The organism is Paenibacillus sp. Y930, from assembly GCF_056786375.1.
Map to the genome: position 1 here is coordinate 812,155 of NZ_JBXCIX010000001.1, position 20,867 is coordinate 833,021.

At 40.2% G+C, this 20,867-nt stretch carries 18 protein-coding genes; 2 read left to right on the forward strand and 16 right to left on the reverse strand.

The genetic code is table 11. From position 1 onward, the window contains the following. Positions 1 to 156: 156 nt before the first annotated feature. From AC1TO5_RS03895 to AC1TO5_RS03920, 6 genes are all read right to left on the reverse strand, one after another. Positions 157 to 669 (reverse strand): adenine phosphoribosyltransferase, encoded by a 513-nt coding sequence (locus tag AC1TO5_RS03895; RefSeq protein ID WP_482061816.1) that lies wholly within the window; start codon positions 667 to 669, stop codon positions 157 to 159. A gap of 53 nt (positions 670 to 722) precedes the next feature. Beyond that, positions 723 to 2,726 (reverse strand): single-stranded-DNA-specific exonuclease RecJ, encoded by a 2,004-nt coding sequence (gene recJ, locus AC1TO5_RS03900; protein ID WP_482061461.1) that lies wholly within the window; start codon positions 2,724 to 2,726, stop codon positions 723 to 725. Positions 2,727 to 2,972: 246 nt separating this feature from the next. Beyond that, on the reverse strand, positions 2,973 to 3,365 hold the full coding sequence (locus AC1TO5_RS03905) for a cation transporter dimerization domain-containing protein (RefSeq protein WP_482061462.1): 393 nt from the start codon (positions 3,363 to 3,365) through the stop codon (positions 2,973 to 2,975). A gap of 443 nt (positions 3,366 to 3,808) precedes the next feature. Beyond that, positions 3,809 to 4,744, reverse strand: coding sequence for a protein translocase subunit SecF (secF, locus tag AC1TO5_RS03910; protein WP_482061463.1), 936 nt, complete (start codon positions 4,742 to 4,744; stop codon positions 3,809 to 3,811). Beyond that, the gene (gene secD / locus AC1TO5_RS03915) at positions 4,734 to 5,969 is read right to left on the reverse strand and encodes a protein translocase subunit SecD (RefSeq protein WP_482061464.1); all 1,236 of its coding nucleotides are present in this window, start codon (positions 5,967 to 5,969) and stop codon (positions 4,734 to 4,736) included. The genes secF and secD overlap by 11 nt, the downstream gene beginning before the upstream one ends. 86 nt (positions 5,970 to 6,055) lie before the next feature. After that, entirely contained in the window at positions 6,056 to 6,298 is a 243-nt protein-coding gene (locus AC1TO5_RS03920) for a post-transcriptional regulator (protein WP_482061465.1), read from the reverse strand. Between the two features lie 290 nt (positions 6,299 to 6,588). Here AC1TO5_RS03920 and spoVB point away from each other — a divergent pair, with 290 nt between their 5' ends. Continuing rightward, positions 6,589 to 8,190 carry a stage V sporulation protein B gene (gene spoVB, locus AC1TO5_RS03925; protein WP_482061466.1) on the forward strand — a complete coding sequence of 534 codons (1,602 nt, stop codon included), beginning with the start codon at positions 6,589 to 6,591 and terminating at the stop codon, positions 8,188 to 8,190. A gap of 1 nt (position 8,191) precedes the next feature. Here spoVB and AC1TO5_RS03930 read toward each other — a convergent pair whose 3' ends face one another. Then, entirely contained in the window at positions 8,192 to 8,962 is a 771-nt protein-coding gene (locus AC1TO5_RS03930; protein WP_482061817.1) for a DUF421 domain-containing protein, read from the reverse strand. A 191-nt stretch (positions 8,963 to 9,153) separates the two neighbouring features. On the opposite strand from AC1TO5_RS03930, the gene AC1TO5_RS03935 reads away from it, so the two are divergent. Next, positions 9,154 to 9,534 carry a TIGR04086 family membrane protein gene (locus tag AC1TO5_RS03935; RefSeq protein WP_482061467.1) on the forward strand — a complete coding sequence of 127 codons (381 nt, stop codon included), beginning with the start codon at positions 9,154 to 9,156 and terminating at the stop codon, positions 9,532 to 9,534. A gap of 51 nt (positions 9,535 to 9,585) precedes the next feature. Here the strand turns inward: AC1TO5_RS03935 and yajC are convergent, their stop codons facing one another. From yajC to AC1TO5_RS03980, 9 genes are all read right to left on the reverse strand, one after another. Beyond that, positions 9,586 to 9,897 carry a preprotein translocase subunit YajC gene (yajC, locus tag AC1TO5_RS03940; protein WP_482061468.1) on the reverse strand — a complete coding sequence of 104 codons (312 nt, stop codon included), beginning with the start codon at positions 9,895 to 9,897 and terminating at the stop codon, positions 9,586 to 9,588. A 14-nt stretch (positions 9,898 to 9,911) separates the two neighbouring features. Beyond that, on the reverse strand, positions 9,912 to 11,048 hold the full coding sequence (tgt, locus tag AC1TO5_RS03945) for a tRNA guanosine(34) transglycosylase Tgt (protein WP_482061469.1): 1,137 nt from the start codon (positions 11,046 to 11,048) through the stop codon (positions 9,912 to 9,914). Between the two features lie 38 nt (positions 11,049 to 11,086). Further along, positions 11,087 to 12,133: a tRNA preQ1(34) S-adenosylmethionine ribosyltransferase-isomerase QueA gene (queA, locus tag AC1TO5_RS03950; protein WP_482061470.1), complete on the reverse strand. Its 1,047-nt coding sequence runs from the start codon at positions 12,131 to 12,133 to the stop codon at positions 11,087 to 11,089. Positions 12,134 to 12,136: 3 nt separating this feature from the next. Beyond that, entirely contained in the window at positions 12,137 to 14,239 is a 2,103-nt protein-coding gene (locus AC1TO5_RS03955; RefSeq protein ID WP_482061471.1) for a SpoIID/LytB domain-containing protein, read from the reverse strand. A 354-nt stretch (positions 14,240 to 14,593) separates the two neighbouring features. Continuing rightward, positions 14,594 to 15,595 carry a Holliday junction branch migration DNA helicase RuvB gene (gene ruvB, locus AC1TO5_RS03960; protein WP_482061472.1) on the reverse strand — a complete coding sequence of 334 codons (1,002 nt, stop codon included), beginning with the start codon at positions 15,593 to 15,595 and terminating at the stop codon, positions 14,594 to 14,596. Between the two features lie 20 nt (positions 15,596 to 15,615). After that, positions 15,616 to 16,251, reverse strand: coding sequence for a Holliday junction branch migration protein RuvA (ruvA, locus tag AC1TO5_RS03965; protein WP_482061473.1), 636 nt, complete (start codon positions 16,249 to 16,251; stop codon positions 15,616 to 15,618). Beyond that, on the reverse strand, positions 16,248 to 16,751 hold the full coding sequence (gene ruvC / locus AC1TO5_RS03970; protein WP_482061474.1) for a crossover junction endodeoxyribonuclease RuvC: 504 nt from the start codon (positions 16,749 to 16,751) through the stop codon (positions 16,248 to 16,250). The genes ruvA and ruvC overlap by 4 nt, the downstream gene beginning before the upstream one ends. A gap of 189 nt (positions 16,752 to 16,940) precedes the next feature. Beyond that, positions 16,941 to 17,621, reverse strand: a complete 681-nt coding sequence (locus AC1TO5_RS03975) for a BofC C-terminal domain-containing protein (RefSeq protein WP_482061475.1) — start codon at positions 17,619 to 17,621, stop codon at positions 16,941 to 16,943. A gap of 360 nt (positions 17,622 to 17,981) precedes the next feature. Beyond that, on the reverse strand, positions 17,982 to 20,561 hold the full coding sequence (locus AC1TO5_RS03980) for a LysM peptidoglycan-binding domain-containing protein (protein ID WP_482061476.1): 2,580 nt from the start codon (positions 20,559 to 20,561) through the stop codon (positions 17,982 to 17,984). Between the last annotated feature and the right edge of the window lie 306 nt (positions 20,562 to 20,867).

The following is a 20,867-nucleotide window of genomic DNA, read 5'->3' on the forward strand; positions in this document are numbered from 1 at the left end:
AGTCCGAGCTACTTTTTTTCTATTTCTAATTATTATGCCTGTTTTATACCTATTACGTCAATGTACCGTTACAAAAACAGACCGCTACCTTATGCAAGATCAACATAATCGCTCTGCAAGGGTAGTCGGCCTATCTCCAAATGTTAACTATTTTTATTAATAAGTCATTAAGGTTTGAACCTCAACGCCTTCCATTTTGTTTCTTCCGTCAAGATATGAAAGCTCGATCAAAAACGCTGCTCCAACTACCTCGCCACCGCACTGTCTAATCAGATCAATAACCGTTGCAATCGTACCGCCCGTCGCTAACAAATCATCAGCTATAAGTACACGTTGTCCTGGCACAATTGCATCCTTGTGCATAGCTAGCTGGTCAGTACCATACTCTAGTGAATAACTGGCACTAATCGTTTCACCAGGTAATTTACCACTTTTACGAATCGGTACAAAGCCTACGCCAAGCTCAAGCGCAAGTGGAGCGCCAACAACAAAACCACGTGCTTCAGGTCCAGCAATAACATCGATTTGCAGATGCTCTACTAATTTCCGAAGCTCAACGATCGAAGCTTTATAAGCCGCTCCATCTTTCAATAACGTTGTAATATCTTTGAACCGAATTCCTGGTTTTGGATAATCTTCAATGACACGAATATAATCCTTAAAGTTAATCGTTGAATTTGACACCATTCGTCAACCCTTTCTGTGACTGCCTGAACTTGCATTCATTGCGTTTCAAATTGCAACTTAGCATTATTATAACGAGCTGAGCTCGCTAAATCTTTTTTCTGTGGAGAAGCTAACGCTTCAATCTGATGAGCATGATTAATAATAAACCCAAGCTCTTCAAAAACTGCTACGATCAAATCAATTTCAACGCTTTGTAACCCACTGAGCTTACTAAGTTTTTCGTATAAACTATGTTTGGGTACGATCCCTTGCTTACGAATATACTGATAAATGATACCAAATTGTTCTCGTGTTGGGAATACTTTTATCACTTCTTTTGGTACATGTATATCTTGTAATTGAAGCTGTGGCTTCCTGATCGAGTTCCATTCATTGATAGAAAGCTCTCCTACGACTTCAATCGACTCGAGAACGATTAATTGCTTCGCATAATCCCCCATACCAAATCCAATAACATCGAGCGTCAGTTGTTGATCTTTGAGCAACAGCTTAAGATGTTTACCTTCTTTGCCAATCGCTCTACGTTCAGCAAGATTAGTATGCTTTACGAGTACACGCGGCGAAGGATTACTCATGCCAAACGGCTCTAATAAAGATAATTGCTTAATCGTATCGAGTGTAATATCTTGTACATCGCAGGAAAGATCAATTTTCAGCTTCGGTATCCAGTCCTCTTCCGTTAACCATTGTACTGCTAAAGAGTCAAGTTCTGCTTCCAATCGAGGTAAATTCTCAATGCGTACCGTCATTCCCGCAGCGGCCTGATGACCACCATAATGCTCTAACAATGAATCGCACTCTGTTAATGCAGCATGGAGATCATAACCTTCAATCGATCTAGCTGAACCTTTTGCTGTTCCTTTCTCAGCATCAATTCCAAACACAATAACAGGCTTATAGTAACGTTCTAACATTTTCGAAGCAACGATGCCTATAACGCCAACATTCCATCCCTCTTGCGCGAGTACAATAACATTAGGCGCTGATTGCCCTGATTGCCCCGCTACTTGAAGCTTGCTCTGCCACTGTGCTTCCGCTTCTTGAACCATCGTTTCAACAATCAGTTGACGTTCCTTATTCAAATAATCTAGCTCGGTCGCAAGTTGAATCGCTTCCTGCTGACTAGATGAAGTAATCAATTCCACAGCTTGCTTCGCATGTTTCAGTCTGCCCGCTGCATTAATTTTTGGAGCAATTCCAAAGCCAATATTCGCAGCGCTCAATTCACTGATATTAATACCACAAACTTCAGCTAGAGCACTAAAACCAATCTGCTCGCCTTTTCGCAGTTCCGCTAGTCCATAACTTACAATAATACGATTCTCGTCTTGTAGCGGCATAAGGTCGGCAATGGTGCCAAGTGCCACGATACCAGACCATTGCATTGGTGCACCCTTTAATAACGCCGTTGCCAGCTTAAATGCTACACCAACACCTGCTAATCCTTTGAATGGATAAGAGCAATGCAACTGCTTCGGATTCACAACTGCAGCTGCTTGAGGCAATTGTTCTGGCGGTTCATGATGGTCTGTAATAACAACGTCGATACCTAGTAGTTTAGCGTATTCTACCTCTTCATATGCACTAATACCAGTATCCACAGTTACCATAAGTGTGACACCTGCTTGATGAGCTTTATCAATTGCCCCTTTATTCAACCCATAACCTTCTAACATTCGGTGTGGGATATAATAGTCAAACTGCATTTCTAGTTCAGCAAATGTAAAATAGAGCAATGATGTACTTGATACACCATCCGCGTCGTAATCTCCATAAATCCAAACTTTTTCACTTTGTTCTTTCGCCAACAATATCCGCTGGACAGCTTCATTCATCCCTGCTAGCAAGTATGGATCATGCATTTGGGCAGGTGTCCCATATAAAAATGCCTCTATAGAGTCAGCGTTATTATACCCACGCTGAATTAATAATTTAGTTACAAGAGTGGGAATAGTTAGTTGCTTACTTAATTGTGTCGCAAGTTTTTCATCCTCTTGAGACCAAGTAGCTAACTGCCAACGATTTTTACGTTGAATCATCTCACCAACTCCTTTCAATGTTATCAAAGTCCACGTTTTTGAACTACTTCTTCCAATCAAGGTTCAAAAAGTGGGATTTCAGAATCGAGCAGGTGAAGCGTTACTTGAGAAAGGCGGAAGCGCAAGTGTACATCATTACGTACACGCGAACCGTACTTTCCAAGTTCGCTTCAGATGCGATGTCGAATAAGCTACGGCAGAATAATCATCGTTATCAAAGTCTACGTTTTTGAATTACATATATAGCTACTGCAATATTGTCGGCACTTCATCGTAAGCAGTGGAGTGGTTTGATTTGTACGGATAATCAGGTGCAAACGGCTTCACATGAACGATGACATCAGTAAGATGAGTAAAACGATGCATCAAGAGCCAGCGTACACGTTTGGCAATATCATGCCCTTCCTGCACTGTAATCTTCGGATTAACATTAATCGTTAATGTCGCAACAACATAATGTCCTTGTTCCTTCGCATCACAATTCTCAATCGCGACCACGCCATTAATGCGTTGTACTACTTGTAAAATACGCTCTGAGCTATCGGAGTCGTTAGTGCATTCATCTGTAAGATGAGACTTAGAGAAAAGCTTCTTTAGCTTACTCAATAAGCTCTTTTGTTTTTCAACATCTGCTGACATCTGATCCTCCTAAAACTTTTCATGGCTTTCTCATGAAAAGTACTTCGTAAGCATTAGCAACATTTCATGGCTTTCTCATGAAATGTACTTCGTAAGCATTCACATCGTTTCTACGTCTTTCAACATCTCATTATACCATAACTATTCAAAAATTCTTCACAAAAAACAATCCTCCAATTGCTAGTCTTTACTAACAATTGGAGGATACTATTAGAGCTGATTCTGAGAGCTCGCTGTTTGAACTTCCGCTTCCAATCAAGGTTCAAAATGCGGACTTTCAGAATCGAGCAGGTGAAACGTTACTTGAGAAAGACGGAAGCGCAAGTGTACGTGGTTGGTACACGCGAACCGTACTTTCCAAGTTCGTTTCAGATGCGATGTCGAGTATGCTACGTTAGCATACTCATCGTTATCAAAGTCCGCTTTTTGAACTTCCTCTTCAACTAAATTACTGGTTCCTTCTTCGGTGAAGGCCCCGCAACTTTCGGTTTCTTAGTCTTTTCCCTCTTCTTCAAATCAAACCAAAGTGGGCTCGCCAAGCAAACTGTTGAGTATGCACCACTTACAAGTCCAATTAGAATAGCTAGTGAGAATAGACGAATCGACTCACTGCCGAATAGGAAGATTAAGAACGTAACAATAAACACAGTTAACACAGTATACAAGTTACGAGCCATCGTTTGCCAAATACTCGCATTAACAATTTCTTGTAGCTGTTCTGCATTTTTATGAGGTTGAAAGCGTAAATTCTCACGAATACGATCAAATATTACGATTTTATCGTTAATAGAATATCCAAGAACAGTCAGAACGGCTGCAATGAATGGAAGATCAACTTCTAAACGGAAGATCGAAAACATTGTAATTACGACAAAACAGTCATACAAAATTGTAAGATTAGCGGCTAAGGCAAATCTCCATTCAAAACGAACCATTACATACAACATAATTAATACAGAAGCAGCAAGAATTGCCCAAATGGTTTTCACAGCAAGCTCTCGCGCTAATTCAGCAGAAACAACGTTCACTTCAAAGTCCATTTGATCGCCAAACTTACTCATTAATGCTGTTTGAATCTCTTTAACTGCATCTGCCGCAAGTTCCTCACCAAAACGAACAGAAATACGTTCATTATTCGTTCCACCTACTGTCGGTATTTCATCATAGTCCAGTCCCGTTAGTACATCAATGACTTCAGCTTGTGTTACGCCATGATCGGCTACTGCGTCCATCGTTGTTCCGGACTTAAAGTCAATACCTAAGTTCATCTGGAAAATTAGCAGCGATACGATTCCAATTATAACTAGCAAGATCGAACCTGTTAAAAATTTCTTACGATTTTTCACAAAGTCATATCGAATTTTATAATCAAAGTGCACGGATATCTTCCTCCTTCACACCATAATATTTCGGTTTCATAAATGCATTACTGCTTACTAATAACGTAAGAAGGAATCTTGAAAAGTAAATATTTGTAAGCATACTAACAATAATACTGAATATCATCGTTAAGGCGAAGCCTTTAATTGCCCCATCTCCGATTACATATAATGCAATGCTCGCAATAATAGATGTAATGTTCGCATCCATAATCGTACGGAATGAGCTCTTAGAGCCTGCTTTCAAGCTTGAATACATACTTTTACCTGAACGAATTTCCTCTTTAATACGTTCAGCAGTAATAATATTAGCATCGACCGCCATTCCGACACCAAGTACAAACGCGGCTATACCTGGAAGCGTCAATGTTGCCCCCATCCAATTGTGAACTAATAGCAGTAGCCATGCGTACGTAATAATGGAAATTCCGGCAACAAAACCTGGTACACGGAAAATAATAACCATAAACACTAATACAATTAACGAACCGATCACACCAGCAGTTACAGTACTCTTTAAGGAATCTAGTCCTAATTTGGCACCAACGCTTTGCGTGTATTTCTCAGTAAGCTTCAACGGCAACGATCCCATATTAATAAGGTCACGTAATTCTTCAGCTTCAGAACGCTCTGCATTACCAAGTGAAATTTGTGCTGACCCACCAGTAATTGGGAAATTAACAGCAGGAGTTGAAATTTCTACATCATCTAGATAAATAGCTAAGTAGGAACCTACTAGCGCAGTCGTTACATCAGTAAACTTCTGAGCGTCCTTCAATTCGATTGTCACGACAGGACGATTCAAATCATCGGAAACTACACCCGCACTGTTTTCTTTGAAATCTGTACCATCTAACATAATCGTACCATCTGGAGCACGGAAAGTAAGATTAATTGGCTTAGCCAATAGTTCTCTAATCTCTTCTTCATTCGTTACACCAGCAATGCGAACACGAATACGGTTGGTTCCTTCTGGTAACACCTCTGGTTCTGTTACACCCGAAGCATTGATCCGTTTCTCTAAACTTTTCGCAGTTTGTTTCAAAGCTTCTGGTGTTACGGTGCCACCTTCTTCAAATGGTGTAGCCTCATAAAGCACTTCAAAGCCGCCTTTAAGATCAAGTCCTAGCTTTACATCTTTCAGTATAGCGGGGCTTGTCCAAGCGATCATGCCAAATAGCACAACAACCACTACGACAAAGGCAAGCAATCTTTTCATAACCATACGTCAATAATCCCCCTTAGATCTCAATATTCCTATTATACAGATGTCGAAATACGGCGTCAAAAAAAAAAAAAAAGAAACTCCTCCTATTCGAAAGAGTCCCCTTTGTATGCACTTAACATTAAATAGTTCATAAATTGAGTTGCTCTTAAAGATAAAATATCATTTACAAGCTGATGAAGCTGGGGTTGTCCACTTTTCACATAGCGAGAACTAACACATGCCCATACTTCCTTTGCCTTAACATGTTCATATCCAAGAAGATGTAGTTCCTCCGCTTTGCTTGTGCAAAGCTCCTCCATCGAATCATTCCACTCTATATTAGACAATTGCTGCACCCCCAAACTTTTTGTCGCTTCTTGATTAACTTCTAAAGTTGACAAAAAGTCACTTCGAAAGCATATGACCAACTTTTCATTAGCTGCTAATATTACTTCTCGAAAATGAAAAGTACTTCGGAAGCAAAAGTTGCACCTAAGATCCCCACATCTACTAGTAGTTCTTAGTACAATTCGCTGCCCATTCACTTTTTCCTGCTTGTATCTATTATTTTCAGACATGTAACGGTATAGGTCAAGCATAGTCTGTAAAGTAGGGTCAATTAAGTGAGGTGTAGCAAATGACGAAGCAGAGCTTTATTAAGGGAGCTATGATACTGCTTATTGCAGGTGTATTAAATCGTATTCTTGGTTTTATTCCTCGCATTACATTACCACGTATTATCGGAGCTGAGGGCGTTGGAATCTATCAACTAAGCTACCCTTTCCTCATTGTGTTGTTAACATTTATAACAGGCGGTATTCCACTTGCAATCGCCAAATGGATTGCCGAAGCACAATCGATAGGTGATGAAAGAAGAGTAAAGCAAATTTTCAGAACGGCAATGATTTTAAGTGTATCGATCGCCTTATTTCTAACAAGTATTATGCTGCTGTTTGCACCAATCTTTATTAAGTATGTTATTCCTGATCCAAGGGTGTATCAATCCTTTCTCATGATGTCACCAATGCTGCTTATTGTAGGAATATCCGCTGTATATCGCGGTTATTTCCAAGGAAAACAAAATATGATTCCAAGTGCGCTATCGCAAACGATTGAAACGCTACTTCGGATAGTATTTTCATTAGTATTAGCTTATCTATTACTTCCATATGGATTAGCTTGGGGTGCAGCAGGAGCTATGTTAGGAGTAGTGATCGGAGAAATTGGTGGACTTGCTGTCATGTTGCTTAGCCATGTACGAGATAAGAAAAAGCAAACAGCTATCGTTGAACATTTACCAATATTGCTAGAAAACGAACAGACTGCTCCAGTTATTGCTCAAGCGATGAAATCCCGATCTATTCTTGCTAAGCTGTTAGCACTTTCTATTCCAGTGACAGGCAGTAAATTAGTCGGTTCATTGAGTTATTTATTAGAATCTATTTTTACAGCTCGAAGCCTCGTCGCTGCTGGTATTATTACGGGTGTCGCAACTGCACAATATGGTGCGCTACAAGGGATGATTATGCCTTTAATATTGCTACCTACAGCGTTAACTTATTCACTGGCTGTATCACTTGTTCCATCACTCTCAGAGGCTGCTGCGCAAAAACAATACCATTTAATCCAAAAAAGGCTTCATCAATCGATGCGTATTTCATTAGTCGCGGGCGCACCGTTCACAATCATTATGTTTTTGTTCGCGGCACCAATTTGTGAGCTTTTGTACGCACATGGTGAATATGCACCGATGCTACAGCTCATTGCACCTATAGGCATTTTTATTTATTTACAAGCTCCATTACAAGCTACCCTGCAAGCTTTAGATAAACCTGGCGTTGCGTTAATGAATACTTTTATTGGAGCAACGATCAAAATTGCACTTATCATTATTTTGGGATCAAATCCTCAGCTTGGCATTCAAGGGGTTTTAATCGCCATTGCCATCAATACAGTGCTAGTCACTTTATTACATAGCTACAGCGTGAAGCGCTATGTCGGCTTTACAATGCACGCGATGGATTTTATTAAGGTAGGTGGTGCAATCATCATTACAGGTGCATTTGCCCAATATGTGATGTCTTTACTCGCAAATCAACCGCTAGGTATTAGTTTACCTACCGCTTGTATCGTTGCGATGATTGTCTATATCTTTCTAATGTTTGTAACGAAAATTATTGATAAAGATGATCTCGTCAGAATTCCATACATTGGAAAATGGTTCACCCCAGATCATTAGTTTATTTTTTGTTATTTCCAGCATCGATATAAATGCGCTCTTTATGATCAATCGTGCAGAGCAATACTTCTTTAAAATGATGAGCGCCTTTTTCTTGAATAATATTTTTAAGCCAAAAACGCGTTTTATTAATTTTATCCAAATTTTCATCCTGTACCTTTCCATCCATAATTAATGGGATAGGTAACATTTCATAACGAAAACCTGGAGGAATTATTCTCTGAGAAGATTGATTAGGCTCTACATTATTCGATTCATTAGTTGATTTTTCATTTTCATCAAAATTTTCTGAACTAAGAGAACCACCGACTATTACATCATCATTACTTTTCGGAATAACAGATAGCTTTCCACTTGTTTCGAGAATCGCAAAGTCAATTTCTGATATTGATGTTACACCATTTTCCCGCAGCTGCAACATAAGATCATCTAGATTATAGCGTTGCTTTTTCAGTTCATCACGATATATTTCACCATTGGCGACAACAACGGTAGGCTTGCCATCTAATAGCAACCTAACTTTACGACTTTTCATGGAAAGAAATGCAGATATGATTTGAATAATAAGAAGGATCACAATCGGTACAATACCATGCATCAAATTATCGTCAACTTGTTCAATCTCAATGACCGCAATCTCAGCAATCATGACTGAAATAACAAGATCCAATACGGAAAGTTTACCTATTTCACGTTTTCCCATAATACGTAATACAAGAAATATGATCACATACATACAGAACGTACGTAATGCTAACGAATACCATTCCATCATCTGTAGCTCCTCCAGTCACTCAACGCTTTATGTATGTACTATTGTGATCGCTTAGCGATTAGATCATGCACCTATGATTCGTATAGATAATGGGAATCACATTTAACAAATATATTGAGATAGAACTTGTACTAAAATTGCCCATTTTCCCATATGGTTAAATGAGCTACATTTTAAGGAGGTATGTGATGAGTACTGGAACAAGAAAATTATTTGCAATGCCACTGCTAGCAGGCATAACATACGCATTATTATGGCTAGCTGCAGGAGCTCTTATCGTTTCACTCTTCTTACACTTTACTGAAATGAAAGAAAGCAGCCTAGCAACAATGGCTTATGTCATTCACGGCGTTGCGGCATTAATTGGAGGATTGAGTTCAGGTAAGCGTGCGCAATCAAGAGGCTGGTACTATGGAAGTACATTAGGTATTCTATATGGAATTATTATTATCATTGTTAGTTTCTTAGCTTCCGATATTGCCTTAAGTCTGCATAGTCTTCTACTATTACTTACTGTCATTGGCACTGGCGCTTTCGGAGGTATGGTTGGCGTAAATTTACGAAAATGAAAAAAAGGATGAGCGCATCATAACGATACGCTCATCCTTTTTATTATGTATCTAGTCTGTAGAAGGTGCAGATTGCGATACAGTGCTAACTGCACTGCGATCAAATGTAAGCTTTGTAGTATCATTGACGCGTAGTACAACAGAATCGTCAGTGATTTCAGCGATCGTTCCATGAAGGCCACCAATCGTTACGACTTTATCGCCTTTTTTCACTTGATTAAGCATCAAATTACGGGCTTTTTGTTTCTTCTGTTGTGGACGAATTAATAAGAAATAGAATACCACAAACATTAGAATAAATGGACCAATAATCGTCCAAATATTACTTCCTCCTGTAGCTGCAGCTGCTAAAAAGATTGACATAGTTTTCACCCCTTTCAAAATCCTCTAGTATTGGCATTATTAAGACCATATTGCTCAAAGAATTGATCTCTAAAATCAAGTAGAGAATCATTCATTATTGCTTCTCTTACATTCTTCATCAAATTAATTAGGAAATGAAGGTTATGATTCGTTGTCAAACGAATACCGAATGTTTCGTCTGCCTTCAACAAATGTCTAATATATGCTCTTGAGTAGTTTTTACATGTGTAGCAATCACAATTCGGATCTAACGGTCCAAAATCTTCAGCATACTTTGCATTACGTACAACAAGACGACCTTGACTAGTCATTAATGTACCATTGCGGGCAATACGAGTCGGTAATACACAGTCAAACATATCAATTCCGCGAATCGAACCTTCAATTAGAGCATCAGGTGAGCCAACCCCCATAAGATAACGAGGCTTGTCAAACGGTAAATGCGGCACAGTATAGTCAAGTACCTCATACATGATTTCCTTGGATTCACCTACACTTAGTCCACCTATAGCATAACCCGGGAAATCCATGGAAGTCAAATCTTTGGCGCTCTGTACACGCAAATCTTCGAACATACCACCTTGAACAATGCCGAACAAAGCTTGATCATGCTTGCGTTCATGAGCAGCTAGACAGCGTTCTGCCCATCTTGATGTACGTTCCGTCGATAGCTTCACATAATCATAAGTTGCTGGATACGGTGGGCATTCATCAAATGCCATCATAATATCCGGTCCTAGTGCATTTTGAATTTCCATCGCTTTCTCGGGACTAAGGAATAGTTTTTCACCACTCAGATGTGAACGAAACTCTACACCTTCCTCCGAAATTTTGCGACGTTCACTTAGACTGAACACTTGGAATCCACCACTATCAGTCAGAATTGGACGATCCCAATTCATAAACTTATGAAGTCCGCCTGCTTTTTTCACAATGTCATGCCCTGGTCGCAAAAACAGATGGTATGTGTTGCTCAATATAATTTGCGCATCCATCGTTTTCAATTCTTCTGGACTCATCGTCTTAACCGTTGCTTGTGTACCTACAGGCATAAAGGTAGGTGTTTCGATAATACCGTGTGGCGTATGTATCCGACCTAATCTTGCTCCTGATTGTTTGCACTGCTTAATAAATTCATATCTAATCGCCAAGTTGTTCACGCGTCCTATTCTCTCATTTATCATTCATTTTAATATATAAACATGGCATCTCCGAAGCTGAAGAATCGATATTGCTCCTGCACCGCTTCATTATAAGCATGCATAATATGCTCACGACTTGCTAGCGCACTAACTAGCATAACTAAAGTAGATTTCGGCAGATGGAAATTCGTTAATAATGCGCTCACGAGCTGAAATTGATAGCCCGGAAAAATAAATATAGACGTCCATCCATTACATGCTTCTAGCTTGTCCTCTTTGAAACGTTGCCCTATCGTCTCTAGCGTTCGTGCTGAAGTTGTACCTACCGCTACTATTCTACGGTTTTCATCTCTTGCACGTTGCACAATTTGTGCAGTTTCTTCACTTAATTCATAATATTCCGCATGCATCTCATGTTCTTCAATCGTATCACTAGACATCGGTCTAAAGGTTCCAAGCCCTACATGTAACGTGATGTAAGCTAATTGTACACCTTTAGCTTGAATCTGTTCTAGAAACTCCTTCGTAAAGTGTAGACCTGCTGTAGGAGCTGCCGCCGATCCATCATGCTTAGAATAGACAGTCTGATAACGTTCCTTCTCGTCTAACTTTTCTTTAATATAAGGTGGCAAAGGCATTTCACCTAATTGATCAAGCAATTCGTTGAAAATCCCATTATAGTTGAACTTTACCGTTCGTCCACCCATATCAGCTTCTTCTTCAACTGTAGCTGTTAAGATCGGTTCGCCCTGCTCATTCTCACCAAAGCAAAGTACGGTGCCTACCTTAATACGTTTGGCAGGCTTAGCGAGTACTTCCCATTTATCACCTTCAAGCTGTTTCAATAATAACAATTCAACTTTAGCACCCGTGTCTAGCTTTTTACCAAGTAATCTTGCTGGTAATACTCTTGTATCATTAAGTACAAGCACATCACCAGCTTGTAATTTGTCTGCCAAATCCGTAAAGACACCATGCTCCACTTGACCGCTGTCTTTGCTTAGCATTAGAAGGCGAGATGACGTACGCTCTAACAATGGCGTTTGTGCAATAAGCGCTTCTGGTAAATTAAAATCAAATAAGTCTACATTCATCGTCTATTCATCCTTAGTAACAGTTGTACCTGTATAATAGTATTTCAATATATATCGATAGTCATACCCTTGTTCAGCAAGACTATATGCACCATATTGAGACATCCCAACACCATGCCCATTGCCTGTTCCATCATATTGATAGCCTGCCTCATAAGTAGCAGCTCGTACATTACCACTACCATCAAGTACATACATATACTCTCCACTTACCGTTGCAGTATTTCCATTAGCGCCAATAACTTGCAATGTTTTCGCACCATCTGTTTTCGTGCGACCGTTTTGATTAGCACCGAGAATAACTATTTTCCCAGTCTCTTCAATGCTGAATAATGTACTTTGCAGCGAACCACCTACTCCTAAAACTGCTCGGAAATCAATTGGTTTAGCTATTGGTAAGGTCTTCCCATTAACCGACACCTCTAATGCTCGACCGGATACCCCTACTTTACTAACAGTAAAAGAAGAAATATTGCCAGATACCGTATTAGGCAACTTCGCATTAATCGCTGTAGCTATTTCAGTGCTACTATATGGTCCTCTACGCCAGTTCATTGAATTGGATTGGATAACCTTCTCAAGTGCAATTAATTGTACCCCACTATTAATTTGAGTGACGGCTGGAATCTCCGCTTGCACAAGTGGATTACGACGAATATTTGTCGCATCTGTATTAGATAATAAAATTGGTTTACCCGCTTCATTGGTCTTACCTGTATTTTCAACTAAGTCATCGCGAATATATCCTACTTTTCCATTCGGTAGTACAACACGATACCAATAATTCAAGCCTTTTTCTGCGATCGCATCGGGGCTAGAAACACTTTTCAAGTAAGCAACCTCATTATTCCAAATTTCTTTGGCATCGGCTGTTACTCCCCCTGCATTTGCAGAATATAATGTTTCGATTAATTTACCATTATAAGTAATAACTTCACCTTTCGTCTCATCAACTGCCTTCGTCGTATTGGCAGATTCAGAGTTAGCACCATAGTATGCTTGACTCGTCGTCGTATCAACGACATGAGCTACAACAAAGCCCATACCTGAATATAACGCATAAGTACGTGCAGCAACTGCTTGTGATTTCAATGCTTCTAGTGGCCATGACGGATACATTTCAATCGCAACTACGGAATATAAATATTGCTCAAATGGCAATTCATTCACGACATACATAGCGTTGTTTAACGAACCTAACTCCATAGTACCGCGATAAGATCGCTCACTACGCTCTATTACTTTAATTAGACCTTCTTTATCCGCTTTTACCGATACCGTCAACTGTGGATTATATAAATATAATTCATTAGACGAAGCTGCAGCATCTGTTGCCGAATGATCAACTCTCAAAAGTAGCATATCTTCGCTACCTTTCAGCTCTTTCAACGAACTACTTACTTTACTAGCAGCTGCCTTTACTAACCCAATCTCAGCAACCGTGCCAACCATTCCTACAACTACGGAATATTCTAGTTTGCCTGTACTGTTTAATTTCATACCAATAGCAGTATTTAAGCCTTGAGCGCCGAATTTCGCAGCTGCAGCTTGTGCATCCGCTTTAGCAGGATAGCTACCACTTTCAAGTGCGTACGGACCGTATACCATAGGCGCTGACTTCAACAGAGCAGATAGTGTTACATTGCTTTTCCACTTCGTAGCTGCCGTAGTCGCATCGCTATTACTAGCATACCCACCTTCAAGAACTTGGTACGTTACTTTATTGTTTTTACTTAATGATGTTAGAAATGGCGTACCACCAGCAGTTTTCACAGCCTTAAACACTTGTTGTGCTGCGGTGAAATCCGTTGATTCAAACAAATTAACCTTATAATCATTCATTGCCAATCTCAGCCCAGTATTAGCAGGGAAGCTTAACCATTCTGTAGAATTCGCAGCTGATTTCACCGTTAATTTCATCGCAGCAGCCGAAGATAACGTCGCCACCTTCGTTATGCTTGAGTATTTTTTTGGAATATCAACAAACAACGCTACCCGAATTTGATCAAGTGACGGAACTGCCGCCTTCGTCGGCGCTGAAACTGATAGCGATAGTAACAATGTAATTACGATACTTAACATTAAGCTTTGCTTAGCTATTTTCATCCTATTATCACTTCCTTATCATTCAATAAACGTTCATAATTACTCCCCTCAGCGTTACCCAGCAACGTGAACGTTTCTAGTACACGAGCGGGCAAGCCTTTAACCATCCCCGGAGTACCCAGCAACGTGTACGGTACTAGTTACACGAGCGGGCAATGTTTAGCTCGAGGCTTCAAATGGAGGTTCAAAATCGTGGGCTGTCAGAATCGAGAAGATGGAGCGCTACTTGAGAAAGGCGGAAGCGCAAGTGTACGTTATTGGTACACGCGAACCGTACTTTCCAAGTTCGCTTCATATTCGATGTCGAATAAGCTACGTTAGCCAATCATCGTTATCACAGTCCGCGATTTTAAACTACCTCTCAGGGATGGGAATGCCTAGATGGTGATAGGCCTGGTCTGTCGCCACCCTCCCACGAGGAGTACGCTGCAAAAATCCGATCTGCATTAAGTATGGCTCGTAAACATCTTCAATCGTTATCGATTCTTCACCAATCGTAGCAGCTATAGTATCTAAGCCTACAGGGCGACCAGAGAAATTATTAATCATCGCATGTAACATTTTATGATCGATATGGTCTAAGCCCATCGGGTCTACTTGTAACAATTCAAGCGCTGCATTAGCAATATCATAAGTAATGATGCCATCACCACGAACTTGTGCAAAATCTCGAACACGCTTTAACAATCGATTTGCGATACGAGGTGTTCCTCTAGAACGTAATGCAATTTCGTGGGATGCTTCACCAACAATAGCTACATCAAGAATTTCAGCAGTGCGCGATACGATAAATGCTAGCTCATCTACATTATAATATTCTAGTCTACTTACTACGCCAAAGCGATCTCTTAGCGGGGCAGAAAGTTGTCCTGCTCTTGTCGTTGCACCAATCAATGTAAATGGCGGGAGATCTAGTCGAACGGAGCGTGCACTTGGCCCTTTACCAATCATAATATCAAGCGCAAAGTCCTCCATTGCAGGATACAATACTTCTTCTACTGTACGATGCAACCGATGAATTTCATCAATAAATAGCACATCGCCTTCTTGTAAATTAGTAAGCAGCGCAGCAAGATCACCTGGGCGTTCAATCGCAGGCCCAGACGTTATTCGTAAGCTAACACCTAGCTCATTAGCAATAATATTAGAAAGCGTCGTTTTCCCTAAGCCTGGTGGTCCGTATAGTAGAACATGATCCAAAGCTTCCTTACGTAGCTTAGCCGCTTCAATATATATACTTAATGTTTCTTTTGCTTTAGATTGTCCAATATATTCATTCAAATAACGAGGACGCAAGCTAAGCTCCACCGCTTGTTCTTCCATCATTAGATTGGCGGATATGATACGATCATCCATTTCAGCTTGACCCCTTTCCGTCATCCTTTAAATAGCTGTTGTAATGCCTTCTTCATCAATTGATCAACCTGCTCGTCCGCAGCAACTTCATGCTGTAACACTTGCCATGCACGATCTAGTTCTGTCTCCGTATAACCTAGAGCCTTCAAACCATCCTTCGCTTCTTTCCACGCTCTTCCTTCAGCAATTGCTTCATGCGGAGCGTCTTCATATTGTAAAGTAAAGCTACTAAGCGCTCCACCATGCAGATCGATTCCGATACTATCTAACTTATCCTTTAAGTCAAGCACAATACGTTGCGCTGTTTTTTTACCAACCCCTGGTAATTTCATAAGATAAGTAAGATTATCTTGCTGAATAGCAGCTACCAATTGCTCTGGCTTGCCTGCTGATAGCATACCAAGCGCTACCTTTGGTCCAATGCCTGAAACATCAAGCAATTTACGGAATAACGCCTTTTGCTGCCTCGACTCAAAACCAAACAATAATGTTGCATCTTCACGAGTGTGGTAATGAATATGTACCGTTGCTGGTTGCGGCATCGCTTGAAGTGCATATGGATTAGGCGAAAACACACGATAACCAATATCATTTACTTCGATTACTGCATAATCAGCTTCAATAAAAGCAATTTGGCCCTTAAGATAATCGATCATTGATGCTTCACCCCATTAATTTTTTGTGTTAACACTACCGAATGCGCATGACATATGGCCACTGCTAATGCATCTGCTACATCATCAGGCTTAGGAATAGCGCTAAGCTTTAATAACATTTTCACCATCTCTTGCACCTGTCTCTTCTCAGCTTTACCATAGCCAACAACAGCCTGTTTAATTTGCAGTGGAGTATATTCTCCAATAGATAAGCCGCGCTGTGCAGCCGCTAATGTAATAACACCTCTAGCTTCACTTACCGCAAAAGCATTTGTAACATTTCGATTGAAAAATAGTTTCTCTATCGCAACAGTATCAGGCTTATATTTATCCATTAATGCGCCTGCTGACTCATATACTTGTAACAATCGCTCCGCTTGTGGCGTATGGGCTTCCGTCTGGATTGCACCATATTGCACAGGAGTTAATTTATGACCTTCTTTATCAACAAATCCAAAACCGACGATTGCAATCCCTGGATCAATTCCTAGCACTCGCATTCCATCACCTCTAATAATCTGCTAGACAATCGCATATCCAGTAAATAATAATACTATCATTTCTTATGAAAGCTTGTCTAACGTACATTATAGCAAATGTTAGTTGCTATGAGAACAAATGTTTCAGTTTTCAATAGTATAGTCTACAAAAAAAAGACTTATCGGCATTTAATCCGATAAATCTTTTAACTATTGCTCTATCGCTTCTGACATCACATTCTCATGTTGCGAAAAACGTTCCATACTATATTCACTATACGTGGACAGCACGCTGTCATATTCATCAATATCTCTAATTCGAATACCTGTCATTAAATGTTCGAGCTCTTGATCAGGTAAACTACTTTCTAAGTAAGGGACATTCAGTTGAAAAAATGTTTTCATTATTTTTTCTTCAGATGGCAGCCCGTCAAACAATGAAAATTCGCCTTCACTATTCATTCCAAAGAAAGCATTTTTCTTACAATAAGGAGATAAATCATCTATTTTTTCTACGAAACGAATTAAGGTATAAGATTGATCGACCGTTAGCTCCCAATTAGGATTTTGCTCAGCCATGATGACAACCTGTTCATAATTCAGTTGATCCAATTGCTCTATTTCCTCTCCACATACATAGACACGGTGTAAAATGGTCTGGATTTTCTTATCGCCATTAAGCCATGTAGATAGATCATCAATTGCATAATTTACAATATAGCTTTGTTGCAGTTGAGCATTAACCGTTCCAACACTCATTGCAATGAAGCAGAGAAGTACTAGACTACTTAATAAAGTTTTCATATGCAATGCAAGGAACAATTTTCTACGCATGCTACCATTCTGCTTAAGCTTTCGCTTTATCCGTTTCCACATCGAAGTATATCTCATGCTGTCTCCTCCAAAAACTTTTTGTAGCTTCTTGATGGACTTCTACGATACAAAAAGCACATCGAAAGCACAAGCTTAATCATATTGTATAGTGTTGTCATAAAATATTATTTTAGTCTTTCTTTTTCTAACTTCCCCCATAACACAAAAAAACTTAGAACAACGATATATCATCGCGTTCTAAGTCTTTTCGGTTTGGCTGTCAGCACCAAGAAGATGCACTCCAGCGGAAACGAGTAGCACAGTGTACGTTTTGGGCACACGAGCACACGCAGGGTTTCGATGGAGGGCATATTCGACGCCGACTACGCTACTCCGAGGTACATCGTGATCACAGTCGGATGTTTTGATCTACCTCTCCTAAACGTTGAGCCAAGGCTTGTTGCCTTGGGGTTTCTTCTGCGACTCCTTCGTCGCTTGAATGGTTACTTTTTTGCCTGTTTTTTTCACCTTTGTTGCTGGACCAAACTTACTAGCTTTGTTCGCAGCTTCCTGAACGTATGGTTGGGGCGTTCCACCACAGCCACAGTCCGTATTCCATGGATTTTGGTAGCCTTGGTTCTGATAGCCTTGGTTCTGGTAGCCTTGGTTTTGGTAGCTTTGTGTGTTTGGCGCGTAATGCGTTGGCGGATACATAGCTGATTGAGCTGTTATTGTTGCCCCGTTCGGATTCATATTATTGCCGTAATTCATCGGTTGAACATACCCCCAGTTCCCTTGAGTTGAAGGCGCCTGGCAGCCACATGGATTGTAATACTGCATTGGTGCATAAGATGGATATGGTGATACTGGCACTTTATAACTCGGATTCATCATTGACTTGAATTTCCCCATATTAGGTTGGATCACGGAGTTAGGCGTTTGGTACTGATGCAACATTTCTGCATTTGGGAAATACGGATGCTGTTCCAAGTCAGCAGGCAAAGGCTTATATCCAGAGTAGACTTTATTGGCGACTGGTGCCATTTTGGAGTTAGCTACCGGCATCATTTTTGTTGCCATGGGCTCTAGTTTCGAATTAGCTACTGGCATCATTTTTGTTGCCATGGGCTCTAGCTTCGAATTAGCTATTGGCATCATTTTTGTTGCCATGGGCTCTAGCTTCGAATTAGCTACTGGCATCATTTTTGTTGCCATGGGCTCTAGCTTCGAATTAGCTATTGGCATCATTTTTGTTGCCATGGGCTCTAGCTTCGAATTAGCTATTGGCATCATTTTTGTTGCCATGGGCTCTAGCTTCGAATTAGCTACTGGCATCATTTTTGTTGCCATGGGCTCTAGCTTCGAATTAGCTACTGGCATCATTTTTGTTGCCATTGGTGCCATTTTGGCGTTTGCGACCGGCATTACTTTTGCTGCCATTGATTGTACATTCGCATTTGCATTGGATAATGGCATAACTTTCGTTGCCATTGATTCTACATTCGCATTTGCATTAGCTAATGGCGCGACTTTCGTTGCCATCGATTGTACATTCGCATTTGCATTGGATAATGGCATGACTTTCGTTGCCATTGATTCTACTTTTGCATTTGCATTGGATAATGGCATAACTTTCGTTGCCATTGATTCTACTTTTGCATTTGCATTGGATAATGGCATAACTTTCGTTGCCATTGATTCTACTTTCGCATTTGCATTGGATAATGGCATAACTTTCGTTGCCATTGATTCTACTTTCGCATTCGCATTAGCGATTGGCATTACTTTTGTTACGACCGATTGTACCTTCGCATTTGCATTAGCGATTGGCATTACTTTTGTTACTACAGCCTCTGCTTTCGCTGCCGTGATTGGTTCTGTTTTCACCTTAATTGGGGCGACTGTTTGTGCAGCTATTACTTGCTGCTTAGGTACAGCAGTAGTTTTCGTTACATTTATAGTTGGAGCAACATTAATAGTTGGCGATATTTGAATCGGAGTTGGCTGCTTCGCCGGCGCTGCTTGTGTAGGCATCATTTGATTATTAGCTTTTTTCAGGGGCATCATTTGATTGTTGGCTTTCTTTGGATTAATCATGTGTTGATTTGCTGCATTCTGATTAGCGGACATATTTGTTGCTTGCTGAGCATGAAATTGACCAGATAAGTCTACGGAATAGGATTTTGGGATATTAATAATCTCTCCGACCTGCAATACATTCGGATTAGCAAGCTGCTTGTTAGCTGCAACAAGTTCATTCAGTGGAATATTCCAAGCATTAGCAAGCTTCCACATCGTGTCGCCTGACTGTACAATATATTTCTGTTGTGTAGAAATGCCAACATTTGGAATGCCTGATGGAGGCATTGCTCCTTTAGGAATTAGTACCTTCATACCGACAGTTAATTGATTCGGATTCGTAATATTAGGATTCAGTGCAATAATGTCATTAAGTGCTACACCGTATTTTTTTGAAATATGATATAACGTATCACCAGACACTACTTTATGCATTTGAAACCCAGGCAATAATTGCTGTAATATTGATGGAATAGTAGGCAAGGATACTGAAACATCAGGAGTAGTAAAATGAGGTGGCGTCGATGCTGCTTGAGCAGTTACTTGCTGTTGAGTTGCTTGGTGCATTCCATCGTGAGCGGCAGTTGTGGCTGTTTTTGGTATGTTAATGACATCACCAGTTTTCAGCACATTTGGATTATGAATATGCTTATTAACTGCAATAAGACCAGCTAATGAAACTCCCCATTCTTGAGATAATTTCCACATCGTATCCCCTGGTGTTACAACATGTTGATGTATAATTCCCATATGCATCCCTCCACTTCCCCCACTTCCCACCGACGTTGAAATAGATGGGATTCTAAGCTTGGATCCAATTTCAAGATTATAAGGATCCTTAATGTTTGAATTATGATTCAATAACTCTTCAACAGTGACATGATATTTTTGAGCAAGATGAAATAACGTATCACCTTGCTTAATGATGTGTATCTTCACTACATATTCCTCCTATACACAATGATAATCTTAATACGGGCATTATTCCGTATGCAGTCTATACATCGTATGCAGAAACTAGGCAGTCGTCACAATTCCACACAAAAAAAACCTAATAAAATTTCATTAGGTTTCTTTGGCTTGTACTATTTCGTATTTTAAAATTGAAGATTCAAGTACTCATTCAACCAAATGCTATGAAACAAAACCCAGCAACGTGTACAGTTCAAGTACACGAGCGGACATTGCCCAGCACGAGGCTTCTCCAATGAAAGCTCAAAATCGCGGGCTGTCAGCATAATCCGC

Excerpts from the sequence above, each read along its gene's own strand:
- recJ (WP_482061461.1), bottom strand. The coding sequence starts at position 2,726 with ATGATTCAACGTAAAAATCGTTGGCAGTTAGCTACTTGGTCTCAAGAG.
- AC1TO5_RS03905 (WP_482061462.1), bottom strand. The coding sequence starts at position 3,365 with ATGTCAGCAGATGTTGAAAAACAAAAGAGCTTATTGAGTAAGCTAAAG.
- secD (WP_482061464.1), bottom strand. The coding sequence starts at position 5,969 with ATGGTTATGAAAAGATTGCTTGCCTTTGTCGTAGTGGTTGTTGTGCTA.
- spoVB (WP_482061466.1), top strand. The coding sequence starts at position 6,589 with ATGACGAAGCAGAGCTTTATTAAGGGAGCTATGATACTGCTTATTGCA.
- AC1TO5_RS03930 (WP_482061817.1), bottom strand. The coding sequence starts at position 8,962 with ATGGAATGGTATTCGTTAGCATTACGTACGTTCTGTATGTATGTGATC.
- AC1TO5_RS03935 (WP_482061467.1), top strand. The coding sequence starts at position 9,154 with ATGAGTACTGGAACAAGAAAATTATTTGCAATGCCACTGCTAGCAGGC.
- yajC (WP_482061468.1), bottom strand. The coding sequence starts at position 9,897 with ATGTCAATCTTTTTAGCAGCTGCAGCTACAGGAGGAAGTAATATTTGG.
- queA (WP_482061470.1), bottom strand. The coding sequence starts at position 12,133 with ATGAATGTAGACTTATTTGATTTTAATTTACCAGAAGCGCTTATTGCA.
- AC1TO5_RS03955 (WP_482061471.1), bottom strand. The coding sequence starts at position 14,239 with ATGAAAATAGCTAAGCAAAGCTTAATGTTAAGTATCGTAATTACATTG.
- ruvB (WP_482061472.1), bottom strand. The coding sequence starts at position 15,595 with ATGGATGATCGTATCATATCCGCCAATCTAATGATGGAAGAACAAGCG.
- ruvA (WP_482061473.1), bottom strand. The coding sequence starts at position 16,251 with ATGATCGATTATCTTAAGGGCCAAATTGCTTTTATTGAAGCTGATTAT.
- ruvC (WP_482061474.1), bottom strand. The coding sequence starts at position 16,751 with ATGCGAGTGCTAGGAATTGATCCAGGGATTGCAATCGTCGGTTTTGGA.
- AC1TO5_RS03975 (WP_482061475.1), bottom strand. The coding sequence starts at position 17,621 with ATGAGATATACTTCGATGTGGAAACGGATAAAGCGAAAGCTTAAGCAG.